Source organism: Rhodoferax sp., assembly GCF_011391645.1.
GTDB lineage: Bacteria > Pseudomonadota > Gammaproteobacteria > Burkholderiales > Burkholderiaceae_C > Rhodoferax.
The window spans coordinates 18,797-32,051 of record NZ_JAABQC010000023.1; the positions used below are offsets into that span (position 1 = coordinate 18,797).

General features: G+C 64.7%; 13 protein-coding genes. 12 read left to right on the forward strand and 1 reads right to left on the reverse strand.

Translation table 11 applies throughout. The features are described 5' to 3' along the window. Positions 1-69 precede the first annotated feature (69 nt). The 12 genes from gspG to GPS82_RS04995 all read left to right on the forward strand — a co-directional run bounded on the left by gspG (position 70) and on the right by GPS82_RS04995 (position 11,634). Positions 70-513: a type II secretion system major pseudopilin GspG gene (gene gspG, locus GPS82_RS04940; RefSeq protein WP_296491656.1), complete on the forward strand. Its 444-nt coding sequence runs from the start codon at positions 70-72 to the stop codon at positions 511-513. Next, positions 485-1,027, forward strand: a complete 543-nt coding sequence (locus GPS82_RS04945) for a prepilin-type N-terminal cleavage/methylation domain-containing protein (RefSeq protein ID WP_296491659.1) — start codon at positions 485-487, stop codon at positions 1,025-1,027. Before gspG ends, GPS82_RS04945 begins: the two co-directional genes overlap by 29 nt. Continuing rightward, positions 1,024-1,383 (forward strand): type II secretion system minor pseudopilin GspI, encoded by a 360-nt coding sequence (gene gspI, locus GPS82_RS04950; RefSeq protein ID WP_296491662.1) that lies wholly within the window; start codon positions 1,024-1,026, stop codon positions 1,381-1,383. Before GPS82_RS04945 ends, gspI begins: the two co-directional genes overlap by 4 nt. Beyond that, positions 1,383-2,081 (forward strand): prepilin-type N-terminal cleavage/methylation domain-containing protein, encoded by a 699-nt coding sequence (locus GPS82_RS04955; RefSeq protein WP_296491666.1) that lies wholly within the window; start codon positions 1,383-1,385, stop codon positions 2,079-2,081. Before gspI ends, GPS82_RS04955 begins: the two co-directional genes overlap by 1 nt. Continuing rightward, positions 2,078-3,043: a type II secretion system minor pseudopilin GspK gene (gspK, locus tag GPS82_RS04960; RefSeq protein WP_296491669.1), complete on the forward strand. Its 966-nt coding sequence runs from the start codon at positions 2,078-2,080 to the stop codon at positions 3,041-3,043. The genes GPS82_RS04955 and gspK overlap by 4 nt, the downstream gene beginning before the upstream one ends. A 16-nt stretch (positions 3,044-3,059) precedes the next feature. Further along, positions 3,060-4,292 carry a type II secretion system protein GspL gene (gene gspL, locus GPS82_RS04965; RefSeq protein WP_296491672.1) on the forward strand — a complete coding sequence of 411 codons (1,233 nt, stop codon included), beginning with the start codon at positions 3,060-3,062 and terminating at the stop codon, positions 4,290-4,292. After that, positions 4,289-4,771 (forward strand): type II secretion system protein GspM, encoded by a 483-nt coding sequence (gspM, locus tag GPS82_RS04970; protein ID WP_296491673.1) that lies wholly within the window; start codon positions 4,289-4,291, stop codon positions 4,769-4,771. Before gspL ends, gspM begins: the two co-directional genes overlap by 4 nt. Further along, positions 4,768-5,550 (forward strand): type II secretion system protein N, encoded by a 783-nt coding sequence (gspN, locus tag GPS82_RS04975; protein ID WP_296491675.1) that lies wholly within the window; start codon positions 4,768-4,770, stop codon positions 5,548-5,550. The genes gspM and gspN overlap by 4 nt, the downstream gene beginning before the upstream one ends. Before the next feature lie 6 nt (positions 5,551-5,556). Beyond that, a complete protein-coding gene (gene gspD / locus GPS82_RS04980; protein WP_296491679.1) occupies positions 5,557-7,638 on the forward strand; it encodes a type II secretion system secretin GspD in 2,082 nt (693 codons plus the stop codon). A 22-nt stretch (positions 7,639-7,660) separates the two neighbouring features. Then, positions 7,661-9,118 carry a type II secretion system ATPase GspE gene (gene gspE / locus GPS82_RS04985; protein ID WP_296491681.1) on the forward strand — a complete coding sequence of 486 codons (1,458 nt, stop codon included), beginning with the start codon at positions 7,661-7,663 and terminating at the stop codon, positions 9,116-9,118. Positions 9,119-9,138: 20 nt separating this feature from the next. Next, positions 9,139-10,368, forward strand: a complete 1,230-nt coding sequence (gene gspF / locus GPS82_RS04990; RefSeq protein WP_296491683.1) for a type II secretion system inner membrane protein GspF — start codon at positions 9,139-9,141, stop codon at positions 10,366-10,368. A gap of 285 nt (positions 10,369-10,653) precedes the next feature. Next, on the forward strand, positions 10,654-11,634 hold the full coding sequence (locus tag GPS82_RS04995; protein WP_296491685.1) for an aldo/keto reductase: 981 nt from the start codon (positions 10,654-10,656) through the stop codon (positions 11,632-11,634). A 67-nt stretch (positions 11,635-11,701) separates the two neighbouring features. On the opposite strand, the gene GPS82_RS05000 is transcribed toward GPS82_RS04995, so the two are convergent. Beyond that, positions 11,702-12,931, reverse strand: coding sequence for an FAD-dependent oxidoreductase (locus GPS82_RS05000; protein ID WP_296491687.1), 1,230 nt, complete (start codon positions 12,929-12,931; stop codon positions 11,702-11,704). Between the last annotated feature and the right edge of the window lie 324 nt (positions 12,932-13,255).

Consider the following 13,255-nt stretch of genomic DNA (forward strand, 5'->3'; position numbering starts at 1 on the left):
GCTGATTTTTCTGGCTAAACTTGTCAGCACGCACACCACCTGTCATTTTTAAACGGCAACATTGATCTCATGAACAAAAAATCATCTTTGCTTTTGCGCCGCCTGCAGCGCGGCTTTACCCTGATCGAGTTGATGGTGGTGTTGCTGATCATTGGGGTGCTGGCGGCCCTGATCGTGCCCAACGTGCTCGACCGCGCCGACGATGCGCGCGTCACGGCTGCCAAAACCGATGTCGCCAACCTGATGCAGGCCCTCAAGCTCTACCGGCTCGACAACCAGCGCTACCCCACCGCCGAGCAGGGGCTGCAGGCGTTGCTGGTCAAGCCCACCACGACGCCGGTACCGTCCAACTGGAAGAATTACCTGGACAAGCTGCCGCAAGACCCCTGGGGGCAGTCCTATGTTTATCTGAACCCGGGCATCAAGGGCGAAGTCGATGTGATGTCGTACGGTGCCGATGGTCAGTCCGGCGGTGAAGGCCGCGATGCGGATATTGGCAGCTGGCAGCCCTGAGTTGTCACACCGACTGCGTCGGTCTGCGGTCGGCTTTACTCTGCTGGAGTTGCTGGTGGTGCTGGCAATTGTGGCCATGGCCTCCGTCGGTGTTGGCTTGGCCATGCGGGATGGCACCCAAACCCAGCTGGAGCGTGAGGCCTTGCGCCTGTCGGCCTTGTTCGAATCGGCCAGGGCGCGCTCGCAGGTCAGTGGCGTGCCGGTGCGCTGGCGCATCACGGCGCAGGGCTTCCAGTTTGAGGGGCTGCCGCCGTCCGGGCGGCCAGAGGACGATTTGCCCCAAGCCTGGCTGGACCAGGACACCTCGGCCAGAGTCGATGTTGCTGCAGGTGCAAGCGCAGCGAGGCCACCCATGTCTTTTTTGTCAGCGCAGCCGGGCACGCTCTTGTTGGGCCCCGAGCCCATCATAGAGCCGCAAACCGTGTTGTTGTTCTCGCGCGGCGAGCCGACCAAAAGTTTGCGTCTGGCCACCGACGGCGTGCGGCCATTTGCGGTGCAGGCGGCAACACCGTGAGCCGTTTTGCCCGTGGCTTCACGCTGGTTGAGGTGCTGGTGGCGCTGGCCATCGTGGCCATTGCCCTGATGGCCGGTTTGCAGGCCACAGCGGCGCTTACCCAGCATGCGCAGCGCCAGACCGACATGGTGCTGGCGCAGTTATGCGCTGAAAACGAGCTGGTCAAGATCCGCCTGCTCAAACAGATGCCCGATGTGGGCGACAGCAGCGTGGCCTGCGAGCAGGCCGGGCGCACCCTGAGCGTGGCGCTGGGGGTGCGGCCCACGCCCAACCCCAATTTCAGGCGGGTGGATGCCCGGGTGCTGGACGGCGAGATGCCGATCTGGCGCCTGACCACCATCGTGGGGCGCTACTGATGCGGCGCACCGCGTTCTGCCGGGGCTTTACCCTGATTGAGCTGCTGGTGGCGATCAGCCTGATGGCCTTGATGACCGTATTGAGCTGGCGCGGCCTGGACGGTGTCAGCCGCGCCCAAACCCGGTTGCAGCAGCAGTCTGATGATGTGCTGGCGCTGCAGGCCACGCTGGCGCAATGGGGTGCCGATCTGGATGCCATGGCGGTGCAGCCCGACACCCCCAGCCTGGACTGGGACGGCCGGGCGCTGCGCCTGGTCAGGCGCAGCAGCACCGAGCCGGGCGAGGGCTTGCGGGTGGTGGCCTGGGCGCGCCGCAGCATGGACGGTCAGGGCCAGTGGTTGCGCTGGCAGTCGCCGCCGTTGCTGACGCGCGGCGCCTTGGATGTGGCCTGGCAAAAGGCCCAAGCCTGGGCGCAAACCCCCAGCGACGATGATCTGTTGCGCGAGGTGCGCACGGTGGCGCTGGATCAGTGGCAAATTTTCTATTACCGCGGCAATGCCTGGAGCAATCCGCTGTCCAGCGCGGGCTCGGCAGAAGCTGCCAGCCCGGCCGGTGCCGACAGCGCGCCGGCGCCAACCGGCGCCATCACCGATGTGCCCGATGGCGTGCGGCTGGTCCTCACGCTGTCGCCCGGACAGGCCATCAACGGCACTTTGACGCGTGACTGGGTGCGCGGCCAGATCGGCGGCAGCCCATGAGAACGCAGCGCGGTGCGGCCATTCTGACCGCCATGCTGACCGTGGTGCTGGTCGCCACCATGGCGTCGGCCATGCTGTGGCAGCAGTGGCGCGGCGTTGAGGTGGAAGCGGCCCAGCGCACTCGCGTGCAGTCGGCCTGGATTCTCACCGGAGCCCTTGACTGGGCGCGTCTGATTTTGCGAGAAGACGCGCGCCAGGGCGGCCCCGACTACCTGTCCGAGCCCTGGGCGGTGCCGCTGGCGCCGGCGCGACTGACCACTTTTCTGGCTGCGCAGCAGGGCGAGGCGCTGGTGGGTGATGACGCCGATGGGGTGCAGGACGCCTTCCTGGCGGGCAACATGCAAGACCTGCAGGCGCGCCTGAATGTGACCAACCTGATTGACAACGGCAAATTGCACCAGCCCAGCTTGGCGGCCTGGACACGCCTGTTCACGCAATTGAAGCTGCCTGAGAATGAGTTGACGGCGTTGACGCAGCAGTTGTTGCAGGCCCACGCCCCGAACGCCGACAAGGAGGCTGCGGCAGGCGCACCCTTGCGTCCGCAAGCGCTGGCTGATCTGGTCTGGCTGGGCTTGTCGCCCGCCACCCTGCAGGTCTTGCGCCCGTTCGTCGCGCTGCTGCCGGTGCGCACCCCGGTTAATCTCAACACGGCAGCGCCCGAGGTGCTGATGGCCTGTATTCCCCAGTTAGACCTGGCGCAGGCGCGCAGCCTGGAGGCAGCACGCGATGCCAAACACCTGAGCACGCTGGCGGATGCCGAGCAGCGCATCGAAAATTCGGCGATCAAACTCGATGCCGGCTCGCACGCCGTCTCCTCACGGTTTTTCAGCGTGACCGGGCAGCTTCGGGTGGGACAGACCACGTTGCAGGAAACCTCGGTGCTGCAGCGTGATGGCATGGTTGTGAAAGTGCTGAGCCGCACGCGCGAGGTGGTTCAATCTGGCCCGCCACCCATACAATGACCGGCACTCACTTACCATGACCTCCCTGATCATTACCCTGCCCACGGCCAGTGCCGACGCCACTGTGCTGTACGACTACGTCCTGACTGCTGACGGCAGCGCGGTCACCGGGTATGCCAGCGTGCCGCTGGCCCTGTTGCCGCTGCCCGCAGAGCGCCAGACCGAGGTGGTGGTCATGCTGCCGATGCCGGCCTTGTCGTGGCATCAGGTGCAATTGCCCAGGGGCAGCCTGTTGCGCGGACTGATGGCCGAGCGCGGCGCCAGTCGCTTGCGCGCCATCCTGGACGGTCTGCTGGAAGAGCGGCTGCTGGACGACCCGGCGCAGCTGCACCTGGCGCTGCAGCCCCAGCCGGTGGTGGAGGCGCCGGTCTGGGTGGTGGCGTGCGACCGGGCCTGGCTCGCGGCGCATTTGCAGGCGCTGGCCGAGGCGGGCTTTGCGAGCAGCCGCATCGTGCCCGAATTCACCCCTGAAGCGCTGGCACAGACAGTTTGTGTGACGGGCGACGAACAACAGCCGATGCTCGTGGGGGGCAATTTGCTGCTGTGCCCCCTGACCGCCGCTTCCGTGGCCTGGCTGGGCGAGCTCGCAGGCACGGGTGATTTGCCTGAGGTGGTTGCCGAGCCTGCCGTCGCTGCGCTGGCTGAGAGCCTGTTCAAGCGCCCGGTCACGTTGCAGCAGCGGCCCCAGCGGCTGCTGCGGGCAGTGCAAACTTCCTGGGACCTGGCCCAGTTCGAGCTGGTCAACGCCAGCCGTGATCGGGTTTGGGCGCAAGTGATGCAGCTTGGCCAAAGCTTGCTGCGTGCCCCGCAATGGCGTGCCGCGCGGCTGGCCCTGGTGGTCTTGTTGCTGGTCAATCTGGTGGGTTTGAACGCCTGGGCCTTGCGTGAACAGGCGGCGCTGCAAGCCAAACGCCAGGCGGTGCGCGCCGTGCTGACGGGCACCTTCCCCAAAATACCGGTGGTGGTGGATGCGCCGCTGCAAATGGCGCGTGAAGTGGCGGCGCTGCAGCGCGCCAGCGGTGCCGCCTCAGCCACTGACATGGAAGCCATGCTGGCGGCGCTGGGCGCTCAGTTGCCCGTCACGCAAACATTGACCGCGATTGACTACGGATCCCAGGAATTGCGGGCCAAAGCGCCCGCCGTTGCACCTGAGGCGCAGGCGCGGGTGGCCCTGGCACTCAAGCAACAGGGCCTGACAGCCGCCTGGGACGGCGTGCAATGGGTGATCAAACCGGGGCCAACGCCATGAACTTGCTGACGCCACTGCAAACCCGCTGGCGCGCTGTGTCGCGGCGTGAGCAGCGCCTGGTGGTATTGGCAGCGCTGTTGATCGGCCTGGCCTTGCTGTGGTGGCTGGCGCTGGCGCCGGCGCTGGCGGTGCTCAAGGCGGCACCGCTGCAACATCGGGCGCTCGATGCGCAATTGCAGAGCATGCTGCGGCTGCAAGCCCAGGCCCAGGCGCTGCTGGCACAGCCCGTGCTCACGGCAGACGAGTCGCGCCAGGCGCTGGAGGCCGCCCTGAAGCCGCTGGGTGGCGCCGCGCAGATGGCCATACAACTTGACCGTGTCACGGTCACGCTCAAGGCGGTCCCTGCCAGCGCGCTGGCCCAGTGGCTCGCAACAGCCCGGCAAAACGCCCACGCCGCGCCGGTTGAAGCGCGCCTGGTGCGCAATCCGGCTGGCAGTTGGGACGGCACGCTGGTGCTGAATCTGGATGTGCGGCCATGAAACCTGCGCAAAAATCCACGCCCTGGCGCTGGGCGCTGGCGGGTGCATTCATCGGGCTGGCGTTGAGCGCGGTGGTGTTTGCCCCGGCGCGCTGGCTGGCATCGCTGGTGCAGCAGAGCAGCCAGGGCCAGGTGCTTTTGACCGATCCCCGCGGGTCGGTGTGGACGGGCTCGGCCCGGGTCACGCTCACCGGTGGTGCGGGCAGCCAGGAGGCAGCCACGCTGCCGGGGCGACTGGACTGGCAGCTGACGCCGGCGCTGACCGGTGCCGGGCTGCAACTCAATGCCGACTGCTGCATGCAGCAAGCCTGGGCGATGCGCTTGCAGCCGCGCTGGAATGGCTTGCGAGTCACGCTGTCCGATGCCCAGTCGCAGTGGCCGGCCGGTTTACTGGCTGGCCTGGGCACGCCCTGGAACACCGTCCAGCCGCAAGGCGATCTGCATCTGAGCACGCGGGGTCTGGAGCTGAACTGGGCGGCGGGGCGGCTGTTGCTGGCGGGGGCAGTGCAACTGGATGCCATGAACCTGTCCTCGCACTTGTCCACGCTGCGCCCCATGGGCAGCTACCGCTTCAGCCTGACAGGGGGTACGCCGGTCACGCTGGCTTTGACAACGCTGCAAGGCAGCCTGCAAATCTCGGGCAGCGGCCAATGGGTGGGAGGGCAGTTGCGATTTAATGGCGAGGCCAGCGCGGTGGCAGAGCACGAGGCGGCCCTGTCGAATCTTTTGAACATTATTGGACGGCGCAATGGCGCGCGTTCCATCATCAAAGTGGGTTAAACCAGCATGACCAAATTGAACTTTTCAAGAACCCATCACCCGCTTTCCTCTGTCGCTGTGGTTGCCTTGCTGGCCGGCGTCATGGCGCTGTTGCCTCCGGAGGCGCTGGCCCAGACAGCAGCCAGGTCGGCCAGAGTGGGTGAGCCGGTCACGCTGAACTTCAGCAACGCCGATATTGAAGCGGTGGCGCGCACTTTTGCCAGCATCACCGGGCGCAATGTGGTGGTGGACCCGCGCGTCAAGGGCACCTTGACGCTGGTGACCGACAAGCCGGTCAGCCGTGCTGCCGCCCTCGGCCAGTTTGTGGCCGCGTTGCGTTTGCAGGGCTACACCCTGGTGGACGCCGACGGCCTGTACAAGGTGGTGCCAGAAGCCGATGCCAAGTTGCAAAGCGCCGGCGTGACTATGCAGGACGGCGAAGAAGGCAGACTGCCCTCGGGCAACCAGATTGCCACGCAGATTTTCAAGCTCAATTTTGAATCGGCCAACAATCTGGTGCCGGTGTTGCGGCCGCTGATCAGCCCCAACAACACCATCAATGCCAACCCGGGCAGCAATTCGCTGGTGATCACCGACTATGCCGACAACCTGCGCCGCATTGGCCGCATCATTGCCGCCATGGACGTGGCCAATGCCACCGATGTCGAGGTCATCGCGCTGCAGCACGCCATTGCCTCTGATCTGGCGCCGCTGATCCTGCGGCTGCTGGGCGCCAGCGCCTCGGGCGCGCCGGCGGGGCAGGCCGATACATCCTTCAAGACCACGCTGATTGCCGAGCCGCGCGCCAACGCGCTGATCGTGCGGGCTGCCAATGGCGCGCAACTGGCCCTGGTGCGCTCGCTGGTGGCGCGGCTGGATCAGCCTGACGCGAGCGTTGGCAATGACGAGGCGGGCAATATCCATGTGGTTTATCTGAAAAACGCCGATGCCACCAAAATTGCGGCCACCCTGCGCGCCGCCATGAGCGGCAGTGCGGCGCCTGCTGCGGCGGCACCGGGCGCGCCTGGCGCAGCCGCGGTCCAGGCCACCACGGGCGGCCAGATTCAGGCCGACATGGCCACCAACTCGCTCATCATCACCGCGCCCGAGCCGCAATACCGCCAATTGCGCGCGGTCATCGACAAGCTCGATGGCCGGCGAGCCCAGGTGTTTGTCGAGAGCCTGATTGCCGAGGTCAGTGCCGACCGGGCGGCTGAGTTTGGCATCCAGTGGCAGGGTGCCATCGGCACGGTCGGCGACGCCATCATTGGCGCGCTGGGTACCAATTTTGGTGCCGGTGGCCGAAACATCATCGACTTGGCCACCGGTGCCGCCACCGGCGCTGTCACTCCGGCGCGTGGTCTGAACATTGGCGCGGCGCCCAAGACCAACGGCGTCTATGTGCTGGGTTTTCTGGCCCGGTTTCTGGAGGAAAGCGGCAGTGGCAATGTGCTCTCGACGCCCAATCTGCTGACGCTCGACAACGAGGAGGCCAAGATCGTGATTGGCCAGAATGTGCCCTTTGTGACCGGTCAGTTCACCAACACCGGCAGCAACAATGGTTCGGTCAACCCGTTTCAGACCATTGAGCGCAAAGACGTTGGCCTGACGCTCAAAGTCAAGCCGCAAATCAGCGAAAACGGCACCGTCAAGCTGACCATCTACCAAGAGGTTTCCAGCGTGCTGGCCGCCACCTTGAACTCGGCCAATGGCCCCACCACCAACAAGCGGACCATTGAGTCCAACGTGCTGGTGGAAGACGGCGCCATCGTGGTGCTGGGCGGCTTGCTCCAGGACGAATACTCGGGCAACGAGGAAAAAGTGCCCGGCTTGGGCGACGTTCCGCTGTTCGGCAACCTGTTCAAGACCGAGGCGCGCAGCCGCAAGAAAACCAACCTGATGGTGTTTTTGCGGCCCGTGGTGGTGCGCGATTCGCTGGCCACTGACCAACTCACGATGGACCGTTACGACCTGATGCGCGCCGGCCTGCAAAATGCCCAGCCCATTCCCAGCATCATGGTGCCCATCAACGAGGCACCGTTGATGCCGCCCGCCCCGGTCAGGTCGGTGACTGGCACACCGGTTCCCATGATCAATCCCGTTCAATAATCCGCCATCGTCGAGCCGGTCCATGCGTTACCCCCTGCCTTATGCCTTTGCCCGCAGCCACCAGCTGTTGCTGGAAGAAGACGCGGGCGCCTTCACCCTGCTGGTGCACCCCCAGTCTGCGCCCAGCGCCATGGGTGAAGTGCTGCGCAAATACCCGCACAGCCAAATGCAAACGCAGACGCCCGCCGCACTGATCCAGCGCATCAGCGCCGCCTATGCCCAGGGTGAGTCGAGCGCGGCGGCGGTGGTCAGTGAGGTTGAAAGTGATGCCGACCTGTCCCGCATGATGCAGGATCTGCCAGCCATTGAAGACCTGTTGGAAACCTCGGACGACGCACCCATCATCCGCATGCTCAACGCCTTGCTGACGCAGGCCGCGCGCGACGGTGCCAGCGACATCCACATCGAGCCTTACGAGCGCCACTCCAGCGTGCGCTTTCGTATCGACGGCACGCTGCGCGAAGTCGTGCAACCCAACCGCGCGCTGCATGCGGCGCTGATCTCGCGCCTGAAAATCATGGCCGAGCTCGACATTGCCGAGCGCCGCCTGCCACAGGACGGCCGCATCAGCCTGCGCATTGGCACCCGCGCGGTCGATGTGCGCGTGTCCACGCTGCCCAGCGCCCATGGCGAGCGCGCCGTGCTGCGTTTGTTGGACAAATCCGAGGGAAAGTTGAGCCTGGAAGCGCTGGGCATGCAAGGCGAGGTGCTGCGCCGCTTTGAACGCCTGGTGACCCAGCCGCACGGTATTGTGCTGGTGACCGGCCCCACCGGTTCGGGTAAAACCACCACGCTGTATGCCGCCCTGGGCCGGCTCGATGCCGCCCACAACAACATCATGACGGTGGAAGACCCGATTGAATATGAATTGGCCGGCGTGGGGCAGACCCAGGTCAACCCCAAGATTGAGCTGGACTTTGCCAAGGCCTTGCGCGCCATCCTGCGGCAAGACCCCGACATCATCATGATCGGTGAAATCCGCGACTTCGAGACCGCGCAAATCGCCATTCAGGCCTCGCTCACTGGCCATCTGGTGTTGGCCACGCTGCACACCAACGACGCCGCCAGCGCCGTGACGCGCCTGACCGACATGGGCGTGGAGCCGTTTTTATTGAGCTCATCGCTGCTGGGCGTGCTGGCCCAACGCCTGGTGCGCAAGCTGTGCCCGCATTGCAAGCAGGTCACCAAATTGGGCTCAGACCCAAATAACGCCGACCCCAGTTTTCCAAGCAGAGCCGAGTACCACCCGGTCGGCTGCGACCAATGCGGCCACACCGGCTACAGCGGGCGCAGTGGCGTGTTTGAACTGCTGGTCACTGACGACGCCATCCGCGCCCAGATTCACAGCCGCGCCTCCGAGGCCGACATCCGCGCCGCCGCCATCGCTTCGGGCATGGTGCTGATGCGCGAAGATGGTGAGCGTCTGGTGCATGAGGGCATCACGTCGCGCGAAGAGCTGCTGCGCGTCACGCGGGATTAGGCGCACGGACGCATTGCCTCATGCCTGTTTATTCCTTTGAAGCCATCAGCAGCGCCGGTGACACCCGCAAGGGCGTGATCGAAGCCGACTCGGCGAAAGCGGCGCGGGGCCAGTTGCGCGCCCAGGCGTTGGTGCCGCTCAAGGTGGAGCCCGTCAGCGCGCAAGCGGATGCCGCCGGCAAATCCAATGCAGGCAATTCCTGGCGGCAACGCCGGGTTTTCAGCCCCACCGAACTGACCATCTGGACGCGCCAATTGGCCGGCCTGGTGTCCTCGGGCCTGCCGCTGGAGCGCGCGCTCACCTCGTTGTCAGACGAGGCCGAAAAACCCCCTGAGCGTGAATTGGTCGCCACCCTGCGCGCCGAGGTCAATGGCGGCACACCGTTTGCCAAGGCGCTGGCGCAGCACCCGCGCGAGTTCTCGGACATCTTTGTTGCGGTGATCGGCGCCGGCGAGCAAAGCGGCAACCTCGGCCTGGTGCTGGAGCGCCTGGCCGACGACCTCGAAGAGCAGCATGCCCTCAAGTCCAAACTGATTGGCGCGGCGCTTTACCCGGCCATCGTGTCGCTGGTGGCGATTGCCATCGTGCTTTTTCTGGTGACCTACGTGGTGCCGCAGGTGGCCAACGTGTTTGCCAACAGCAAACGGGCCTTGCCGCTCCTGACGGTCATCATGATCAACACCAGTGCTTTCCTGCGTGGCTACGGTTGGCTGCTGTTGCTGGCGCTGGTCGCAGGCGGTTTTGGTGCGCGGCTGGCGCTCTCCAATCCCAAAGTTCATGAAAAGTTTGACGCCGCCTTGCTGAATCTGCCGATTTTGGGCAAGATGTCACGCAGCTACAACTCGGCGCGTTTTGCCAGCACCCTGGCCATGCTGGCCTCGGCTGGTGTGCCCATCCTGAAAGCCCTGCAGGCCGCCGCGCAAACCTTGTCCAACCGGGCCATGCGCACCGACGCGCTCGATGCCCTGGTGCTGGTGCGCGAGGGCGCGCCACTGGCCTCGGCGTTGGCGCAAAAAAAGCGTTTCCCCGGGCTGCTGGCCATGTTTGCGCGCCTGGGCGAGCAAACCGGCACGCTGCCGCTGATGCTGCAGCGCGCCGCCAAACAGCTCAGCACCGAGGTCCAGCGCCGCGCCATGCAACTCGCCACTCTTTTGGAGCCGCTGTTGATCGTGGCCATGGGCATGATGGTGATGCTGATTGTGCTGGCGGTGTTGATGCCGATCATCCAGCTGAATCAACTGGTGAAGTAGCCTTGCCGGCACCGGGTTCAACCTGGTTCTGGGGGTCGAGCAGGCGGATCAGGTCATTGCCGCCGGCCATCACCGGCACCCTGTCGTCATGGTCGTTCCCGCTGAGATGTGATGGGCGGCCTGCAGATGTTGCACCGTCCTGGGACTGCCGGGTGGTCAAAAAGACCTGCCGAGCAAACCAGCCACCCCAATGTGCCAAACTTGGCGTCTTCATTGGGTCGGAGCTTGTCGACATGCTGATTTGCCCAGACCTTCACGATTACCTTACAACCATCAGGAACATATATGCAATACCGACGTTTGGGCCGCAGCGGCCTGCAGGTGAGCGAACTCTCTTTGGGCTCCTGGGTCACGTACCACAACCAGGTGAATGTTGTCGCAGCGCGTGAAATGATGGCCGCCGCCTTTGATGCCGGCATCAACTTCTTCGACAACGCCGAGGTGTATGCCGGCGGCCAAAGCGAAACGGTCATGGGTGAAGCCCTCAAGGCGCTGAACTGGCCCCGGCTCAATTACATCGTCTCCACCAAGTTCTTCTGGGGCCTGCACAAGGAAGGCCCGACGGCAAACAGAAAAGACACGCTCAACCGAAAGTACCTGTCCCAGGCCATAGACGGCTCACTCCAACGCCTGGGGCTGGACTTTATTGACCTGGTGTACTGCCATCGCCCCGACCCCCACACGCCGATTGAAGAAACTGTCTGGGCCATGAGCGACATGATTGCCCGTGGCAAAGCCCTGTATTGGGGCACCAGCGAGTGGTCGGCCCAGGAGATTCAATCGGCTTGGGACATCGCCGACAGGCATCACCTGCACAAACCGGTCATGGAGCAACCGCAATACCACCTGTTTCACCGCAGTCGCGTTGAACAGGAATACGCGCGCCTGTATGAGGACATTGGTCTGGGCCTGACCACCTGGAGCCCGCTGGCCAGCGGCTTGCTCACAGGCAAATATCGCCACGGCATTCCAGCCGACAGTCGAGGTGCCCTGGAAGGCATGGGTTTTCTGGTCAATGGCCTGACGGATGCCGCCAAAAACGCTGCGGTCACGCAACTAAACGCGGTGGCTTCAGAGCTGGGCTGCAGTCTGAGCCAGTTGGCGATTGCCTGGGTGGCCAAGAACCCGCGCGTCAGCACTGTCATCACCGGGGCCTCAAAACTTGCGCAATTGACAGAAAACCTGGGCGCCCTGGAGGTGATGCCCAAGCTCACGCCAGACGTGATGGCGCGTATCGATGAAGTAACCGCCGCCCATGCGGCTTGATCCGCCACCAGCCACCACCACCCGCTTGCGGGAAGTCCCATGGTCGCCCACCCCTTGCCCGAATAGGCTACAGCAGCCTGATGGCCAGTCGATCCGGTAGCTGCTTGAGATCAGCCAGGCTCAGCAGTTGTGGCCGGGCGAGCTGGCGCCAGCCCTGCCACAGCCGGCCGATGGCGGCTGGCACCGAACTCAGCGCGCCTTCTGGTGCCATCTGCGACATGAACACCTGGTAGACACCTTCCTTCGCGCCCGCCAGCACCTTGCCGGCGAGCACGTGGCGGCCCGCGATCAGGTAGGTTTGCAGATCGCCGAAGGCGATGAGCACCGGTTTGGGCGCCGGCTTGAACGGCACGAGCGCGCGTCCGTCCAGAAAGCGCTCAACATTCGCCGCGGCAAGCGCACCCATGTCGATGGCGTTGTAGGCCTGCTTGGCAACCGCTCGCGGTAGCGCCGCCGCGTCGCCGGCGACGAAGATGCTGTCGAAGTGGCGGCTCTGCAGCGATGGGTGCACGTCTGCCCAGCCCAGTGGTGGCAGCGCCAGGCCCGCTTCGCGCAACAGCGCTGGCGCTGCCAGCCCGGCCGTCCACAAGGTGAGTTCGGAGCGCAGCCGCGTGCCGTCTGCCAGGCGCACGCCTTTTGCCGACACACTGGCAATCGCCGCGGCAGTGCGAAAGTTCACTGCATAGGGCGTGCACAGGCGGCGCAGATCGGCATCCAGTTCGGCTGGCAGGCCGGGCAGCAGGCGCGCGCCGGCTTCGATGACCTCGACGGACAGGCTCGGGTCGTCACGGTGGCGTCGCAGGATCTCGCCCAGCGCCTCAATGCCCGAGATGCCGCCACCGGCGATCACGATGCGCAGCGGCTTGCCCTGCTGCAACAGCGTGCGCAGTCGCTGCGCAACCGCCAGGCTATCGTCGACGCTGCGAAACGGCAGGGCGTGGCGGGCGGCTCCCGGGATGTGATGCGTGTTCCACAGCGCGCCCACCGCGACGATGCAGGCATCGAAGGCCAGTTCGCGGCCGCCGGCCATGGCCAGACGGCCCAGTGGCGGCTGCAGCGCGGTCACACGGTCACGCAGGAAGCGATGGCCCGCCTGCTTGACGATGGCTGCACGGTCCAGCCGCAGCCCCTGGGGCGTTTTCACGCTGGACAGGAGTTCGTGCATGTTTGGCATCCACTCGAAGTGTTTGCTCGCGTCAATGACGGTGACTGCATGGCGCCGCGACAACTTGGTCGCGGCTGTCAAACCGGCGAAGTTGCCGCCGACGATGGCAATGTGCTTGCGCTTTTTAGTCATTGGGGTCCCTGTTGCCGGATAGGAAATTCAACTGTATGAGACCAAGTATGGCACGGGTGTCTGGCCTCCAAACGCTGTGCACAGCCGCGGTTGGAGCCGTCGACCGTGAAAGTCACCAGGGTGCCGTAGCTCAATGCACGACTCAGAAGCACAAACGCAGTGTGGTTCGGGTTGTCCGCTTACGGAACCCAATGGCGCGACAGTTTCATAAGCCGGGGTGCTTGTTGGTTGGTATCTTTTTTGGAAAGAAATGAAGGATGGGGTGGAATAAATGCTGCACACTCGCAGTTCGCTGGCGTTGACCACAGTCATGTAGGTGCCGCC